Origin of the sequence: Acidaminococcus sp. (assembly GCA_022482815.1) — a bacterium.
GTDB lineage: Bacteria > Bacillota > Negativicutes > Acidaminococcales > Acidaminococcaceae > Acidaminococcus.
In genome coordinates, this window is sequence record JAKVOM010000001.1 from 2,439,601 (window position 1) to 2,452,890 (window position 13,290).

Consider the following 13,290-nt stretch of genomic DNA (forward strand, 5'->3'; position numbering starts at 1 on the left):
CCTTCCCTATTTACTTATCATCCATTTTCAGTACAGCCATGAAAGCTTCCTGCGGTAATTCTACCGTACCGACCTGCTTCATGCGCTTTTTGCCGGCTTTCTGCTTTTCCAGCAGCTTTCTCTTACGGGTAATATCGCCGCCGTAGCACTTGGCAAGCACATCTTTGCGCAGGGCGCTGATGTTTTCACGGGCAATGATTTTGCTCCCGATAGCAGCCTGGACAGGAATTTCAAAGAGCTGACGTGGAATGATCTTGCGCAGTTTCTGCACCAGGGCGCGGCCGCGCGTCTGAGCCCGGTCACGATGGACAATTGTTGAAAGCGCATCTACAGGTTCGCCGTTTAAGAGGATATCCACCTTGACCATGTCGGAAGGACGATAGCCGCTCAGTTCATAGTCAAGCGAAGCATACCCGCGTGATACGGACTTCAAGCGGTCAAAATAGTCGAAAATAATCTCGGAGAGCGGCAGGGAATAATGCAGCATGACGCGGTTTTCGTCAAGGTAGGTCATGTTTTCATATTCGCCGCGGCGGTCCTGGGAAAGCTCCATGACGGCCCCGACATATTCCTTCGGCACGATAATCGTCGCGTTCACAAAGGGTTCTTCCACGTGGTCAATGACCGTCTGCGGCGGGAAGAGAGACGGATTATCCACCATTTCGATATCCCCGTTCGTGCGGACGACTTCGTAAATAACGTTCGGTGCCGTTGTGATGAGATCCAGATGGTATTCCCGTTCCAGGCGCTCCTTGATGACATCCATGTGCAAAAGGCCAAGGAATCCGCAGCGGAAGCCAAAGCCCAGTGCCGTTGATGTTTCCGGTTCAAAGAACAGGGATGCATCATTCAGCTGCAGCTTTTCCAAGGCATCCCGCAGGTTATCATAATCATTGGTTTCCAAAGGATATAACCCGCAGTAAACCATAGGCGTGGCTTTGCGGTAACCGGGAAGGGGTTTGTCAGCAGGCCGTTCATCATCCGTCACCGTATCGCCCACACGGGCATCGCGGACATTTTTAATGGAGGCCGCAAAAAAGCCTACCTGCCCTTCTCCCAGTTCATCTACGTTTACGAGAGCCGGTTTGAAAACACCTACTTCCGTAACTTCATAGACTTTGCCCGTCGCCATCAGGCGAATCTTCATGCCTTTTTTGAGGACGCCATTGACAATACGGATATAGAGCATAACGCCCTTATAAGAGTCAAACTTAGAGTCAAAAATCAGGGCCTGCAGCGGCGCAGCATCATCTCCGCTCGGTGCCGGAATCCTGTTCACAACAGCTTCGAGGATATCGTCTACCCCCTCACCCGTCTTGGCGCTGCAAAGAATGCATTCTGAGCCATCGATGCCCAGGACGTCCTCCACTTCCTTCTTGACGCGGTCCGGATCGGCGCTGGGAAGATCGATTTTGTTGATGACAGGAACGATTTCCAAATCATGTTCCATAGCAAGATATACGTTTGCCAGTGTCTGCGCTTCAATGCCCTGCGTGGCGTCAATCACGAGAAGCGCTCCTTCGCAGGCAGCCAGGGCACGGGAAACTTCGTAGTTGAAGTCGACGTGGCCCGGGGTGTCAATCAAATTCAGGATATAATCCTTACCGTCCCTGGCTTTGTAATCCAGTTGCACGGCCTGGTCCTTGATAGTAATGCCGCGTTCCCGTTCCAGCGACATGTTATCCAGAACCTGATCTTCCATTTCACGTTTGGACAGAGTACCCGTCTTTTCAATGAGACGATCGGCCAGCGTGGATTTGCCGTGATCAATATGAGCAATGATAGAAAAGTTTCTGATATTCTGACTTTGTGCCATTGCATAAACCTACCTTTTATCAATACTTATCTATATAAATCAGTTTAGCCTAACTGAAATATTATACCATGAGATGAGGAGCGTGTAAAAAGAGACACTTCCCGCCCTAATTAAACCAAACCGTCAGGTTTGGCTTTCCTCTATAACCTTCTTCCACGTAGTCGGAAGAAGGAGAACCGCTTTGCGGTGGATGATAGCCGTATTTTTCATCTCATCCGCCGCATCTGCCAATTGACTGCAAGCTGCCATAAAAACCGAATGCGTTTTTACTATTTTTAAGAAAGAAAAAAGACTGGCAACCGGAATGAGTTGTCAGCCTTTCTACTCTTACTTATTTTACTGCGTTTACTTTCTTGGCTAAACGGGATTTCTTACGAGCTGCAGCAAATTTATTTACGGTACCCTTACGAGCAGCTTTATCTAATAAGCTTGCAGCAGTCTTCAGAGCGGCCTGAGCCTCTTCTTTGGAACCTGCAGCAGCAAGAGCTTCAACCTTGCGGGCAGTACTGCGGATTTCCGCCTTTACAGGGCCATTAGCAGCGCGACGTTCAGCATCAGTCTTGACGCTACGAACGGAAGATTTAATATTCGGCATGTTTTCACCTCCACCCTTAAAAGCTTTACCAAAGTATTCTACCATCAATAGAAGTAGAACGCAAGTAGAGATTTAGGAAATACCGCTGCTTACGGGGCATTCCGGAGTGTCAGGCGCCAAAACTTTCCCCGCTTATACCCCACAGTGCTGCATTTTTTTCTCCTGAAGCAGCAGATGGCGGAAAAGGAAAATGCAGATAACCACAGAAACGAGGGAGCCTACGGAAGTCGCAAGTCCCATAGGGAGCAAGTTATCAGGGAAATTGACAGAGGCCCAGTAAACAAGGGGCACTCGGGCACAGGCAATGGCCGTAATATTATGAATGAAGGAATAAATCGATTTGCCGCAGGCACAGAAATAACCGCTGAAGCTGAAATGGATGCCGGCAAACAAACAGTCAAGAATATAGCCTTTAAGATAAGGACCGCCTGCCGCAACAACAGACTCATCACCTGTAAAGAGTCCCACAAAACCATAGGCGGCAAACTGCATCAAGACAATCATGACAGCACCAAAACCAATGGCAATCTTGATGGCATCGTAGAGAAATTCCCGGGCACGCTCCGGTTTGCCGGCTCCGATATTCTGGGCTCCCAGGGCAGAAACGGTCGAAAGCAGTGAAGACGGAACAAGAAAGATGAAGCTGATGATTTTTTCTACAATCCCGACAGCAGCCGCGTCCGTTACACCACGCTGATTGGCAATCATGGTAATAATCAGAAAAGAAATTTGGATGAGCCCATCCTGCACGGAAATCGGCACACCAATCTTTAAAATATCCCGCATGATGCTTCCATCGAAGTGAAAATCATGCCGAGACACAGAGATGCCGATATTATGGGAAGTCATCACAAATAGTGAAATGGCTACACTGAAAATCTGAGCCAGCGTCGTACCGAGTGCAGCTCCGCTGGGTCCCATGTGGAAAGCTCCCATAAAGAGGAAATCCAGAAGGATATTAACAATACAGGCAATGGCAATAAAGTATGTCGGCGTTCTTGAGTTGCCCAATCCGCGAAAAATAGAACTTACCAGGTTATATGCTGTAATAAAAGGAATTCCAAGAAAACAAATGAAAAGATAATCCGTAGTTCCCTTTACTGCTTCCGGCGGCGTCGCCATCACTCCGACAATCCGGTCAATTTGATGTATCAACAAAATTGCCAGCACTATGGAAAGTCCCATAAAAAGCAGCACTGTATTGCCGGTGACACGCGCAGCCCGTTCCTTATTTCCGGCGCCGACAGACTGAGCAATGGATACAGTCGTCCCCATAGCGAGACCTACGAGCATAACCGTGAGCATATGCATAATCTGGCTTCCGACGGCTACGGCCGTAATACTTGCCGGCCCTTCGAACTGCCCGATGATAAAAAGATCGGCCATCCCATAAAGGGTCTGTAAAAAATAAGAAATTAAATAGGGAACGGAAAAAGCAATAATGCTTTTCCAGACGTTCCCTGTAGTAATTGCATTCGGCATTCTATCAACCCATCCTGCTATCATAAAATTTTCAATAAAAGCGATTCCATTATATCAAAATCAGCGATGATGGTAAATCAGAAGGCGTTAAGTGATGAGTTGCAAAAAAGAGGCTGCAGAGAAAGTGACTATTCACCACTCCACAACCTCTCAAAGATTTTTACCTAATTTAGTGACACAGCTTTACTACATATTAATGGTGGAACAGTCTGCGGCCCGTCATGCACATGACAATGCCATATTTATCAGCTGTTTCGATAACCTGCGCATCACGAATGGATCCACCGGCCTGAGCAACGTACTTCACACCGCTACGGTGAGCGCGTTCAATATTGTCGCCGAACGGGAAGAAAGCATCAGAACCCAGAGCCACGTTCGTATTCTTGGCAATCCATGCTTTCCGTTCTTCGCGGGTCATCGGTTCCGGTTTTTCCGTAAAGATCGTCTGCCAGATACCATCGGCCAGTACGTCTTCATAATCATCGGACAGATATACATCAATCGTATTGTCACGAACCGGTTTCGGCGTATCCGGCTTAAAAGGCAGGTTCAGAGCCTTCGGAGACTGACGCAGCCACCACTTGTCTGCCTTATCCCCGGCAAGGCGCGTGCAGTGTACACGGGACTGCTGACCGGCGCCGACACCAATGGTCTGACCATCCTTGACATAGCAGACAGAGTTGGACTGAGTATATTTCAGCGCAATGAGGGCAATCAGCAGATCGCGTTTAGCAGCGTCCGTCAGTTCCTTATTTTGGGTAGGAATATTTTTGAGGCAGTCTGCCGTAATCGGATCCTGGTTGCGGCGCTGAGAGAAAGTCACACCAAATACTTCCTTGGTCTCAATTTCAGCCGGTACATAATTCGGATCGATTTGAATGACGTTGTAATTGCCCTTTTTCTTTGTCTTCAGGATAGCCAGTGCTTTATCTGTATATCCCGGAGCAATAACACCGTCGGAAACTTCATGTTTCAGGACTTTTGCGGTAGATTCATCACAAATATCTGACAGGGCAACGAAATCACCGAAGGAAGACATCCTGTCGGCACCGCGGGCACGGGCATACGCAGAAGCCAGCGGAGAAAGTTCATACCCTTCCAGGTGATAAACCTTCTTCATCGTATCATCAAGCGGAGAAGCGACAGCGGCTCCGGCCGGAGAAACGTGTTTAAAAGAAGCTGCTGCCGGCAGGCCCGTAGCTTCTTTCAGTTCCTTCACAAGCTGCCAGCTGTTCAGGGCATCCAGGAAGTTAATATAACCGGGTCTCCCATTCAACACCGTCACAGGCAGTTCACTGCCGTCACGCATATAAATGGATGCAGGCAGTTGGTTCGGATTGCAGCCGTACTTCAGCTTAATTTCTTTCATAACGTTTTCCTCCCTTAATAAAGAAAAGGACCGGCCTCGGGCCCCTTTCGCCCAGACGGTCGGCTAACTTCAGCCATGCTCCCTGTGGGTGCATCCCACTTCCGTCAGTTACATGACCTGATATGAAAATTATAATATGCACGGCGAAAAGTGTCAAACAATCAGGAATAACAGTGGTTAGTGGACAGTGATTAGTACACTCGTGCGGGCAGATTGTGAAGATGAACCCAACGCAGATAGCAGATGGCAGTCAGCAGTTAGCTGCATTTGGCTAAAAGGCGCATTTAGCTTCTGGCATATGGCTTTTAACCTTGCCTTCGGCAGAGTAGTACGGCGCCTATGGCCGGAAGGGAAAAGAAAGCGCATTTGGTTTTCAGCGCGTGGCTATTAGCCTAATCTGCAGCTTTTCCTCTTGCCTCTCTCTCCTATCGGCGTTATGCTATTGGAAGTAATTTAAATTTAAAGTTTACTTCTTAATTATTGAAAGGAAGTTTTATATCCTATGGAAATTTGTAAGTTGTGCCCCCATGAATGCGGAGTTCAGCGTCCGCTGCACAAAGGGGAAGATGGGCAATATGGCATCTGCCGCAGTCCGATGATGCCCCAGGCCGCCCGTGCTGCCCTGCATATGTGGGAGGAACCCTGCCTCAGCGGCAACAAAGGCAGCGGTGCCGTATTCTTTTCCGGCTGCACGCTGCATTGCGTTTTCTGCCAAAATAGTGAAATCAGTACAGAAAATACCGGCTGGGAAGTCACGCCGGACCGTTTAAAAGAAATTTACGCTGATTTAATCCGCCAGGGAGCCCTCAATATTGACCTCATCACAGCCACGCAGTATCTTCCGCTCATTCTGGAATCCCTTGATAAACGCCTCCCCGTTCCTGTCGTTTATAATACCGGTGGTTACGAAAAGGTCGAAACGCTTCGCCTCCTGCAAGGCAAAGTCCAGATTTATCTGCCCGATTTGAAGTATACTGACGACGCGCTTGCCAAGCGCTACAGCGGCGCCCCGGACTATTTTGTAGTCGCTTCCAAAGCGATCCGTGAAATGTTTCGCCAGGTAGGTCCCTATAAGCTTGATAAAAACGGCATCATGAAAAAAGGCGTAATTATACGCCATTTGATTCTCCCCGGTCACACAGATGACAGTAAACGGGTCATTGACTGGGTGGCCCATACGTTCAAGCAGGGAGATGTCATGTTCAGCCTCATGCGCCAGTACATTCCCTGCGGCCGCGCTGCGGAGTATCCTGAAATTAATCGAACACTCACGGACGAGGAGTATAATGAAGTCGAATCCTACCTCTTCGAAAGCTCCATTGAAGACGGCTTTGTCCAGGAAGAGCCCTCCGCAGACAGCAAATTTATCCCGGCCTTTGACGGAACCGGAATTTTAAAGGAAAAAAAGCAATAACTGTCTTTACAAAGTTTTGATACCCATAAAAAAACGACCATCCTCATGGGTGGTCGTTTCTTTGTGTTCAATTAGAGAGCAGCTTTAGCAGTTTCAACGAGCTTTGCAAAAGCAGGAGCATCGTTGACAGCCATGTCAGCCAGGACCTTACGATCCAGTTCAACACCAGCCTTGTTCAGGCCGCAGATGAAACGGCTGTAGCTCAGGCCGTTAGCGCGGGTTGCAGCATTGATACGAGCAATCCAGAGCTGACGGAATTCGCGCTTCTTAGCTCTTCTGTCACGACGAGCATACATCAGGCCCTTCATGACGGTTTCGTTAGCTTTTCTGAACAGCTTGCTCTTGGAACCTCTGTAGCCGGCAGCCAGCTTCAGAATGTGTTTATGACGTCTATGAGCAGTTACACCAACTTTAATTCTAGCCATTGTTTATATCCTCCTTAACTTTCTTCGTGCGCTTATGCGTAAGGCAGCATCTTTGCTACGCGTTCATGGTCCGTCTTGTGAACCAGAGCAGCTTTGCGCAGGTTTCTCTTACGAGTAGGAGACTTGTGCTCCAGGATATGGCTTCTAAAAGCTTTAGCGCGTTTAAATTCACCAGAAGCAGTTGCTTTAAAACGTTTAGCAGCAGATCTGCGGGTTTTCATCTTAGGCATAATTGGACATCCTCCTTATTATTTGGAACTCTTGGGAGCAACAATCATGACCATGTTGCGGCCTTCGAGTTTCGGCTTTCTTTCGACAACTGCAATATCCTGCAGCTGCTCGGCCATTTTATTCAGCAATTCTTCTCCCAGTTCAGGATGGGAAAGTTCCCGGCCGCGGAACATAATCGTTGCTTTGACCTTGTCACCGCTTTCGAGGAAACGAATAGCGTTCTTGGTCTTCACATCAAAGTCGTGCTGTTCAATACGAATGCGCAGCTTGACTTCCTTGACGTCGATAACTCTCTGACGTTTACGGGCTTCCTTTTCTCTTTTCTGCTGTTCATACTGGTATTTGCCATAGTCCATGATACGGCAGACTGGCGGCTTTGCCTTCGGGGCAATTTCAACCAGATCCAGATGACGGTCAGCAGCGAGGTCCAGAGCCTCGGCAATCGGCATGATACCGAATTGTTCACCGTCTGCAGAATTGACGCGGACTTCCCTTGCACGGATTTCCTGGTTAATCCGTAATTCACCTTTCGCTATGACTGTTCACCTCCGAACAAAACATCACGCCCGACATAAGAAAAACGGGCGAACCGAAGTCCACCCGTTCACTGACGATATCAATGACCCTGTCGAGCATGGCCGCAAGGTGAGAAGCAGGTGGCTTCTACTTTGGTTACTCGAATATATTACTACAAGGCAGCTGATATGTCAACTTATTTTATTTCTTTTCCTTGATTTCTTTCTGCAGTTTTGCAATGAATTCGTCGGCCGGCATAGCACCGATTTCACCTTCACTGCGGCTGCGAACGGAAACCGTACCATCGTTGACTTCCTTTTCACCGATGATGAGCATATACGGAACCTTCTTGACCTGTGCTTCACGAATCTTGTAACCGATCTTTTCATTGCGGTCGTCCAGATGAACACGGATGTTCTGAGCATCCATCTTGTCCACAATGGATTTTGCATAGTCGTTGAATTTATCGGTAATCGGCATCACACGAACTTGTTCAGGAGCCAGCCATACAGGGAATGCACCGGCATAGTGTTCGGTCAGGATACCGATGAAACGTTCAATGGATCCGTAAACAACACGGTGAATCATGACAGGACGATGCTTCTGGCCATCTTCGCCCGTATAGGTCAGGTTGAATTTTTCAGGCAGCAGCATATCGAGCTGAATGGTACCGCACTGCCAGGTACGGCCGATGGAGTCCTTCAGATGGAAGTCAATCTTCGGGCCGTAGAAAGCGCCGTCGCCTTCGTTAATTACATAATCCAGGCCGAAGTCTTCCATAGCTTTTCTCAGGCCGTTCGTAGCCAGTTCCCAGGTAGCGTCATCGCCCATGGAGTTTTCCGGACGAGTCGACAATTCCGCATGATAACTCAGGCCGAAGGTTGCATAGACTTCGTCGAAGAGGCGAATGGTCTCCTGAATGACGTCTTCAATCTGATCCGGAGTCATGAAGATATGGGCATCATCCTGAGTGAAGCAGCGAACACGGAACAGGCCGTGCAGAGCGCCGGAGAGTTCATGTCTGTGAACCAGACCGAGTTCGCCGACACGCAGCGGCAGGTCACGATAAGAATGCGGTTCGTTAGCATAGACCAGCATTCCGCCTGGGCAGTTCATCGGTTTGATGGCATAGTCTTCATTGTCAATCTTGGTAAAGTACATATTTTCTTTGTAGTGATCCCAGTGACCGGACATTTCCCACAGCTGGCGGTTCATAATCATCGGGGTCATGACTTCGTAATAACCGTATTTCTTATGGACTTGACGCCAGTAATCAATCAGGGTATTGCGGAGAATCATGCCGTTCGGCAGGAAGAACGGGAAGCCGGGGCCGTAATCGCTGAGCATGAACAAGCCGAGCTGTTTGCCGAGTTTACGGTGATCGCGCTTTTCAGCTTCTTCCATCATGTGCAGGTAAGCATCCAGGTCTTCCTGGGAAGCAAAAGCAGTGCCGTAGATACGCTGCAGCATCTTGTTGTGTTCATCACCACGCCAGTAAGCACCGGCAATGCTCATCAGTTTGAAAGCCTTGACACGGCCCGTGGACGGGCAGTGAGGACCCGCGCACAGATCGGTAAAGTCGCCCTGAGTATAGGTGCTGATGACCGCATCTTCCGGCAGGTCTTCAATCAGTTCCACCTTGTACGGTTCGTCGGCTTTCTTGAACATATCCAAAGCTTCCTGTCTCGGCAGTTCCTTGCGAACCAGCGGATAGTTGGCTTTGATGATTTTGTGCATTTCTTTTTCGATAGCTTTCAGGTCATCCGGAGTGAAGACATGGTCACTGTCAAGGTCATAATAGAACCCCTTTTCGATAGCAGGGCCAATGGCAAATTTGGTGCCCGGGAAAAGGTGTTTAATAGCCTGTGCCATCACGTGGGAAGCCGTATGGCGGATAGCATGCAGCCCCTCTTCGGAATCCGGGGTAATAAATTCTACAGAGGCATCCTTATCAAGAGTATCGGAAAGATCCTTATTGACACCATCTACTTTAGCCAGAAGAGCAGTCTTCCCAAGTTTCTGGTTCAGACTCTTGGCCAGGTCTTTTAAAGAAATCCCTTGTTCCACTTCTCTTTGGCTGCCGTCCGGCAACGACACTTTAATCATTGACATAGAAAACATCCTCCTTTAGATGATTGCCAGGGAAAATAAAAAAGGCCCGTCCCACATAGGGACGGGCTCATGCTCGCGGTTCCACCCTGATTGATTCAAGTTATTGAATCCACTCGGTACCTTTAACGCAGGCGTACGATCTGTCTTACTCAGTTCGGCAGATGGTTTGAAGGTGGTTAGCTGTCATTTGTCTGGATCGTTCTCAGCTTCCGATCTCTCTGTACAGTAGCCCTGACAGTTTGTCCTTCGCATGACCGATGGCAATTTTTGATTTGTGTACATTGTACCACGTAATGAACATATGTCAAGCGTAAAGAAATAAATTCTGTAAAAAATGTATGGATGAGATGAGGCAGCTCGCTTTCCGCCGTCCGCCGCCCGCCTGTGCAAGCACAATTGTCAAAGCAATTGTGTCTTGAATTAAATAATAAAACTGATTACACCCATCGATACCAGAATTCTTTCACATTTTCATTTTTCATAAGCGGGATTTTTGTAATGACGGTTCGCGAGATGCAGGGATAACCAGAAAGCATCTGCGGCACTATCATCCAGTTCCTTGTCCTGCATCGTTTTTTCACCTTTGAGATAAGGCAGAATGTAATCGATAGCAAGCTTCAGAGACCGGCCATTTGAACTTTTAGCGTCATACAAGTTGACGCCCAGTTCCTCCCCGACCCTTGCAAGTGTCAGATAAGCCCTGAGGGTCTGAAGGGAATCATCGAGCGGCCGGGTGCCTTTAAGTTCCATTGGCAGGGCGCCGTCTTCTGCAATCTGGACGGCCATTCGCTTTTCAGGTACATCTGAAAGAATATTCTGTGCTGGTTCTTCATTTCCGGCAAAATGGGCAAAGACGCAAACCTCCGCGTCATACCAGAGGCCATAATGGTTATCCGTGGCATCTGCTTCCTTGCCGAGCTCACTGGTAAGCAGCCAGTCCGAGTACGCTCCAAACCAGTGCTGATAGGACTCCCATTCTTCCTTACTGCAGCAGTCCCGTAAGAGATACAAGGCATCCACGACATCAATCAATTTTACCGTTTCCATAATCCCCGTACTCTGACCTTCAAACCGGCCCGGTATCAGGTGGGCATAAGAAAGCCGCGGATTCATCCTTGTGGTACCATCAATGAACCAAGCCCTCGTCAAAGCAAGCGCCCGCTCCGCATAGGCTTTCCGGCCTGTCATCGCATACCCTCGTGCAAGGTCCTTTGCGGTATCCGCCATCGTGACGAGCCGTCTGGCATCATAGCGCGTTTCATCCCATTTTTCCGGATTCATTTCTTCCTTCCGTTTGACATAGGAAGTGCTGCCGGAAAAAGCGGGATTTGGCCGGTAATCCTCAGCAAGACTCGTATAATCGCGGCTGTCTCCGCTTGGAGGCAGCACCTCCTTATCCGTAATGAGAGGAATGAGTTCCTGCATTCGTTTCTCCGCTGCGGCAATCATTTCATTTTTTGTACCATAACAAGAAATCACTCTGCTGCCCGCTATGGCCGTCAGTTCGGATTTATCCTGCCAAATACCCTGTCCGTTTGAAGAGGGCGGTATCACCCTGGAAACAAATCGATAAAGCAGCACACACAAAACCGCTCCCAGCACGCAGATCATTACTCCATAGACGAATCGTTTCATGGCAGAATTATCTCAAATCACGGTAGGCAGGACGTCCGCCCATGGCTTCTGCGGATTTTACGGCATCCAGGATAGCAAGACGAATTGCCTCTTCGGCCATGTACCCTACCGTATCGACGGAAACTTTCACATTACCGGCCGCCATGGTAAAGACCGTGTCCCCATCCATCGTTGTATGGACGGGACGAATGGCCCTGGCATAACCATCGTGCGCCATGCCGCTGACAGCCTTGCATTCCGCCTTGTTCAGGACAGCATTTGTAATCACACAGGCAATCGACGTATTGCCGCCGGAAAGATTCTTGTATTCTCCAAGAAGCAGATCCGGAGAGGAAAGCAGCGTCTTATCATCATCAGCCAGAGCTCCCGCAAGAACCGTTTCACCGTCATACACCTCACCGCAGGCATTAACAGCTATGTAGGCACCAACATGGAGACCGTTCTTTCCCTCCAGTTCAGCATAGCCGGCCCCGCTCTTCATACAGTGTTCAAAGCCGCCGAGTTTTCCAACCGTGGCTCCGGTACCGGCGCCATAGCAGCCCACAGGAAATTCCGAAGAAGCCTTCGACGCTGCTGCAAAGCCCATAGCTATATCCGGATAGGACTTATAATCACCGATAGCAAGGTCAAACAACACCGCACCACACACAATGGGAACTACAGCTTCGCCCAATTTAAAACCGATTTTTTGCTGTGCCAGGTACCTCATAACCCCGCAGTCTGCTTCCAAGCCAAAAGAAGAACCTCCGGTAAGGACTACCGCATTGATTTGCTGGACCGTCTTTTCGGGACTCAAAAGATCCGTTTCCCGCGTTCCGGGTGCACAGCCCCTCACATCCACACCGGCAAAGGCACCTTCCCCGGGCGCCAGGATTGCCGTTACACCGGATAAGCCTTGCCTATCTTCCGCCGTCCCGATACGAAAACCGGGGACATGAATTGTTCTTTTCTCCATGGTTGATCCTCCGACAAAAAACTTTGACAGCGATTCCATATCCTGCGGCGTTATGGCAGCTGCCGTTACATCCGAATTTTTTATTTTTCAATACTCGTTAATTATAACACGAATCAATTTTACTTCAGTTGTCATCCGCATATGGTCATATCGTTTTTCTGTCAAAACTACACTAAATCAGCATAACCAGTAAATTAGAAAAATCAAAAAGTATCCTTCACCATAAAACGGTTATTCCTTCCAACTTAATGGAGAAAGTTAGAGCGAAATACCAAACCTAAAGTGAAAACACCGCATTAGCTATTGCTTAAAGACGAATGCGATAGTAAATGTGCCCGTGCTTAAAATTTCCGCATAAGCTATTTTCATTTAATAGAGATGGAAAATATCCTGTGGAATTCCCACTAAACGGCATCTCAAAAATTAAACTAACAAATATGCTCCGCAAAAGCACAAGTTCGGATAACACTACTCTTGTCATTTTTTCCTACTTCAGCCTTACAGCTTATAATTTTTCTAGATTTAGCAAGTTTTGCAACTTCATCGAAAGACCCCTTTCATCGTCAAGGCCTCTGGTCTGGTGTTGTTTTCTGGAACTTTTCGGATTATCAGAGCTCTTGGGGCTTTCAGTGCACGGGTGCACCTTCTTCTCTTTATGGGTGAGTCTCAATTTGGTCTTTTTGGTTTGTAGCACTCGTAAAGCCATTATGAAAGATACTATAAGCAATATTAAATTACGT

The 13,290-nt window shown here is 48.4% G+C and carries 11 protein-coding genes, 1 riboswitch and 1 other annotated feature; of the genes, 1 reads left to right on the forward strand and 10 read right to left on the reverse strand.

What is annotated here, in order from left to right:
* Positions 1-10: 10 nt before the first annotated feature.
* The 4 genes from lepA to LKE33_10530 all read right to left on the reverse strand — a co-directional run bounded on the left by lepA (position 11) and on the right by LKE33_10530 (position 5,262).
* On the reverse strand, positions 11-1,816 hold the full coding sequence (gene lepA, locus LKE33_10515) for a translation elongation factor 4 (protein MCH3951351.1): 1,806 nt from the start codon (positions 1,814-1,816) through the stop codon (positions 11-13).
* A gap of 331 nt (positions 1,817-2,147) precedes the next feature.
* The gene (gene rpsT, locus LKE33_10520; protein ID MCH3951352.1) at positions 2,148-2,411 is read right to left on the reverse strand and encodes a 30S ribosomal protein S20; all 264 of its coding nucleotides are present in this window, start codon (positions 2,409-2,411) and stop codon (positions 2,148-2,150) included.
* Positions 2,412-2,543: 132 nt separating this feature from the next.
* On the reverse strand, positions 2,544-3,893 hold the full coding sequence (locus LKE33_10525) for an MATE family efflux transporter (protein MCH3951353.1): 1,350 nt from the start codon (positions 3,891-3,893) through the stop codon (positions 2,544-2,546).
* Between the two features lie 193 nt (positions 3,894-4,086).
* On the reverse strand, positions 4,087-5,262 hold the full coding sequence (locus LKE33_10530; protein MCH3951354.1) for a phosphoribosylaminoimidazolecarboxamide formyltransferase: 1,176 nt from the start codon (positions 5,260-5,262) through the stop codon (positions 4,087-4,089).
* 42 nt (positions 5,263-5,304) lie between these two features.
* A riboswitch (ZMP/ZTP riboswitch) is annotated at positions 5,305-5,384 on the reverse strand.
* A 380-nt stretch (positions 5,385-5,764) separates the two neighbouring features.
* Between LKE33_10530 and LKE33_10535 the strand changes: the two genes are divergently transcribed.
* On the forward strand, positions 5,765-6,676 hold the full coding sequence (locus LKE33_10535) for a 4Fe-4S cluster-binding domain-containing protein (GenBank protein ID MCH3951355.1): 912 nt from the start codon (positions 5,765-5,767) through the stop codon (positions 6,674-6,676).
* Between the two features lie 71 nt (positions 6,677-6,747).
* Here LKE33_10535 and rplT read toward each other — a convergent pair whose 3' ends face one another.
* The 6 genes from rplT to LKE33_10565 form a co-directional block, all read right to left on the reverse strand.
* A complete protein-coding gene (gene rplT, locus LKE33_10540) occupies positions 6,748-7,101 on the reverse strand; it encodes a 50S ribosomal protein L20 (protein MCH3951356.1) in 354 nt (117 codons plus the stop codon).
* A 32-nt stretch (positions 7,102-7,133) separates the two neighbouring features.
* On the reverse strand, positions 7,134-7,331 hold the full coding sequence (gene rpmI, locus LKE33_10545; protein MCH3951357.1) for a 50S ribosomal protein L35: 198 nt from the start codon (positions 7,329-7,331) through the stop codon (positions 7,134-7,136).
* Between the two features lie 18 nt (positions 7,332-7,349).
* Positions 7,350-7,868 carry a translation initiation factor IF-3 gene (infC, locus tag LKE33_10550; protein MCH3951358.1) on the reverse strand — a complete coding sequence of 173 codons (519 nt, stop codon included), beginning with the start codon at positions 7,866-7,868 and terminating at the stop codon, positions 7,350-7,352.
* Between the two features lie 30 nt (positions 7,869-7,898).
* Positions 7,899-8,007, reverse strand: a sequence feature (ribosomal protein L20 leader region).
* A gap of 42 nt (positions 8,008-8,049) precedes the next feature.
* Complete coding sequence (gene thrS / locus LKE33_10555; protein MCH3951359.1) at positions 8,050-9,960, reverse strand: threonine--tRNA ligase; 1,911 nt, start codon at positions 9,958-9,960, stop codon at positions 8,050-8,052.
* A gap of 471 nt (positions 9,961-10,431) precedes the next feature.
* Positions 10,432-11,595 carry an alginate lyase family protein gene (locus LKE33_10560; GenBank protein ID MCH3951360.1) on the reverse strand — a complete coding sequence of 388 codons (1,164 nt, stop codon included), beginning with the start codon at positions 11,593-11,595 and terminating at the stop codon, positions 10,432-10,434.
* Positions 11,596-11,602: 7 nt separating this feature from the next.
* Positions 11,603-12,550 carry a P1 family peptidase gene (locus LKE33_10565; protein ID MCH3951361.1) on the reverse strand — a complete coding sequence of 316 codons (948 nt, stop codon included), beginning with the start codon at positions 12,548-12,550 and terminating at the stop codon, positions 11,603-11,605.
* Positions 12,551-13,290: the final 740 nt, after the last annotated feature.

Excerpts from the sequence above, each read along its gene's own strand:
- lepA (MCH3951351.1), bottom strand. The coding sequence starts at position 1,816 with ATGGCACAAAGTCAGAATATCAGAAACTTTTCTATCATTGCTCATATT.
- rpsT (MCH3951352.1), bottom strand. The coding sequence starts at position 2,411 with ATGCCGAATATTAAATCTTCCGTTCGTAGCGTCAAGACTGATGCTGAA.
- LKE33_10525 (MCH3951353.1), bottom strand. The coding sequence starts at position 3,893 with ATGCCGAATGCAATTACTACAGGGAACGTCTGGAAAAGCATTATTGCT.
- LKE33_10530 (MCH3951354.1), bottom strand. The coding sequence starts at position 5,262 with ATGAAAGAAATTAAGCTGAAGTACGGCTGCAATCCGAACCAACTGCCT.
- LKE33_10535 (MCH3951355.1), top strand. The coding sequence starts at position 5,765 with ATGGAAATTTGTAAGTTGTGCCCCCATGAATGCGGAGTTCAGCGTCCG.
- rplT (MCH3951356.1), bottom strand. The coding sequence starts at position 7,101 with ATGGCTAGAATTAAAGTTGGTGTAACTGCTCATAGACGTCATAAACAC.
- rpmI (MCH3951357.1), bottom strand. The coding sequence starts at position 7,331 with ATGCCTAAGATGAAAACCCGCAGATCTGCTGCTAAACGTTTTAAAGCA.
- thrS (MCH3951359.1), bottom strand. The coding sequence starts at position 9,960 with ATGTCAATGATTAAAGTGTCGTTGCCGGACGGCAGCCAAAGAGAAGTG.
- LKE33_10560 (MCH3951360.1), bottom strand. The coding sequence starts at position 11,595 with ATGAAACGATTCGTCTATGGAGTAATGATCTGCGTGCTGGGAGCGGTT.
- LKE33_10565 (MCH3951361.1), bottom strand. The coding sequence starts at position 12,550 with ATGGAGAAAAGAACAATTCATGTCCCCGGTTTTCGTATCGGGACGGCG.